The 2967-nt window shown below is 34.1% G+C and carries 2 protein-coding genes; one reads left to right on the plus strand and one right to left on the minus strand.

The window, feature by feature from the left end; genetic code table 11:
* The first annotated feature begins 118 nt into the window (after positions 1–118).
* Complete coding sequence (locus tag J7K39_08520) at positions 119–1984, plus strand: response regulator (protein MCD6179935.1); 1866 nt, start codon at positions 119–121, stop codon at positions 1982–1984.
* Here the strand turns inward: J7K39_08520 and J7K39_08525 are convergent.
* Positions 1981–2967, minus strand: a 987-nt coding sequence (locus J7K39_08525; protein ID MCD6179936.1) for a class I mannose-6-phosphate isomerase, incomplete at its 5' end; no start/stop codon positions are given. The genes J7K39_08520 and J7K39_08525 overlap by 4 nt on opposite strands.

Below are 2967 nucleotides of genomic sequence, written 5' to 3' on the forward strand. Positions count from 1 at the left end.
TATAAATTAATGATTGACAAAATTTTAACTTATATCATACGTCTTGATTTATTACATTATTATTCTTAACTTCGGAGGTGCTTATTAAAAAATAATTAATCTCTCAAACCTTATAAAAATGGCCATTAATGTTCATCGATTAGAAACTATTTTTCAACCAGATCCAAAACGTGTTATTGCTCGATTCTTTTTCCCCGGACCTGAAAGCAGAGTTAAAAATATTATTAAAAAAGTAGTGGAAATTGATAACGAGCAGGCCAAGTTAACTCTGAATCAAGCGCTCCGTAATTTTTCTGACAGGCATAGGAATATTTCGAAAATATTTATAAAACATTTTAATCTTGTAAAACATTTTGTTGATCAACTTGGCTACAACGGTAATAGCTTGCCCGAATTTAAACGTCTGCTTATAGGCGCATATTTTACTAATGAATACTCTATAGAATCAGCTGCATTCTTTAATCCGTCTATGGTCGATCACCCAGATCAAAGCAATTTACTCGAAGGTCAGAAGAGGGTTATTGTTAGTTTTAGAGCTACCGGCGAAGGACATATATCATCTATAGTTTTTAGAGGTGGCATTATTAACTCTGATGGAACCATAGAATTTAATGCATGTAGCAGACTGGTTGATGAAGCCGAAATTATCCAGAATACAATATATTCAAAAGTAGACTTTATCCACAAACTTGAAGAGATGGATATAAAAAAGAAAGTCGTTATTGATGCTGTAACGGATAATTTGGAGGAGAACTTCGATTTAAATCAACTACAACAAGCTGTAAAAAATGCTAAATCGGTTATAAGTCCGACTCCGACAAATAATAACATTTTAAATTCTATTTCCTGGCTTGCAGAATCAAATCATGAAATCACATTTTCTCTGGATACGGCTATTGGCGACCGTGTAATTTTTCCTATTTCTGCTGCTGAGAGTAATGGAATTGAAGATGCACGTTTTGTAAAATTCACCAAAGACAATGGCGATATTACATATTATGCAACCTATACAGCTTATAATGGCTACACTATTCTTCCCACTCTAATTGAAACCGATGATTTTTACCATTTTAAATTTATGCCTCTATACGGCGAAAAAGCCCAAAATAAAGGAATGGCATTATTCCCTCGGAAAATTAACGGGAAATACGCCATGATTTCACGTATCGACGGTATTAATAATTACATTATGTTTTCTAAGGATCTTAATATTTGGCAAGAAGCCGAATTATTACAAGAGCCTAAATATGCTTGGGAATGTGTTCAGATTGGAAATAGCGGATCGCCAATAGAAACAGACAAAGGATGGTTGCTTTTAACTCATGGTGTTGGAACTATGCGACAATACGCCTTAGGGGCAGTACTGCTTGATATAGATAATCCCACAAAGATAATTGGGCGATTAGAAGAGCCTTTACTCGTTCCCAACGAAAAAGAAAGAGATGGTTATGTACCTAATGTCGTTTACTCTTGTGGCTCTGTTATTCATAATAATAAATTAATCGTTCCTTACGCTATGTCCGATACAGCTTCTTCTTGTATGTGGGTGGATATGGATGAGCTTTTCGCCAAAATGGAACTTGACGGATATTCTAAAAATACGAATCAAAATTCAGGAAATATTTTAATTGTCGAAGACAATCTTATCAATCAAAAAATCATCAAAGAACTGCTAGAAAAGAAGAACTATAATACTACTATAACAACAGATGGAGTTAGTGCTTTAATGGAAATTGCAAAAACCAAATTTGATGTTATTCTTAGCGATATTAATATGCCTAATTTCGATGGCTTTCAACTTTTAGATTATATGAATGAAAAAGGAATTCATATTCCTGTTATTTTTATGACTTCATTAACAGATGATAAATCTGAACTCAGAGGATTAGAACTCGGGGCGGTAGAATACATAAAAAAACCGATAAGTTTGGAACTGCTTACCTTAAAATTAGAACGCTTACTTAAAAATAAAAAACAAGGCTAATTTTCGTCTGAAGGCAAAATATATACCTCTAAAATTTTAGCTCTATTTAAAGGCGTTAACTGTATCTGCATTGTACTTGCAGGAAGCAAAACCGTTTCTCCTACTTCAATAATTATCTTATCATTTTTATTATCGTCCAACTCAAAAGCACCTTCGATACAGAGATAAATAACAAAAGAATCGACTTCTGAAAAATCTTTTTCCAATTGAACATCTATATCAATTAGGTTAGTAACAAAATGCTCACTTTTCACTAAGGAAACAGTTTCATTTTTCTTTTTTACATAGGAATTTTTATACGTTTCTGGAACATCAAAATCGATGGCTGCCATTGCATCTTGCAAATGAAGTTCTCTGCCATTGCCTTTATCATCAACCCTGTCCCAATCGAAAATACGGTAAGTAGTATCACTGGTTTGTTGTATTTCGGCAAGTAAAATACCTGGGCCTGTAGCATGAACTCTTCCGGCAGGCATATAATAAACATCTCCGGCTTTTACCTCTTCAAAATTCAAAATCTCGGTCAACTCTTTATCTTTTAACTTTTGCAAATACACATGCTGATTTATTTTCCGATTAAATCCGGAAATTAATTTGGAATCCTCATCCGCTTGAAGAATATACCACATTTCTGTTTTACCACCTTCTAAACCGCGCTGACGAGCCAAATCATCATCAGGATGAACTTGTATTGAAAGCCAATCGCTTGCATCAAGAATTTTAATGAGTAAAGGGAAAACATTACCATAAGTCTCATATATCTTTTCACCCACCAACTCATCCATATAAACCTCAAGCACTTCGTTCAAATCGTTTCCGGCCAAAAAACCATTAGACACTATACTTTCTGATCCGGGAAAGCCCGACAAAGCCCACATTTCTCCACAATTGGGCAAATTACCAAAATCTTTATTCAGTACTGTTTTAATCTTTTGTCCGCCCCAAATCTTATCTTTAAATAGGGGTTCAAATTTTAATGGATA

The organism is Bacteroidales bacterium (assembly GCA_021157585.1).
In the GTDB taxonomy this organism is placed as follows: Bacteria; Bacteroidota; Bacteroidia; order Bacteroidales; family UBA12170; genus UBA12170.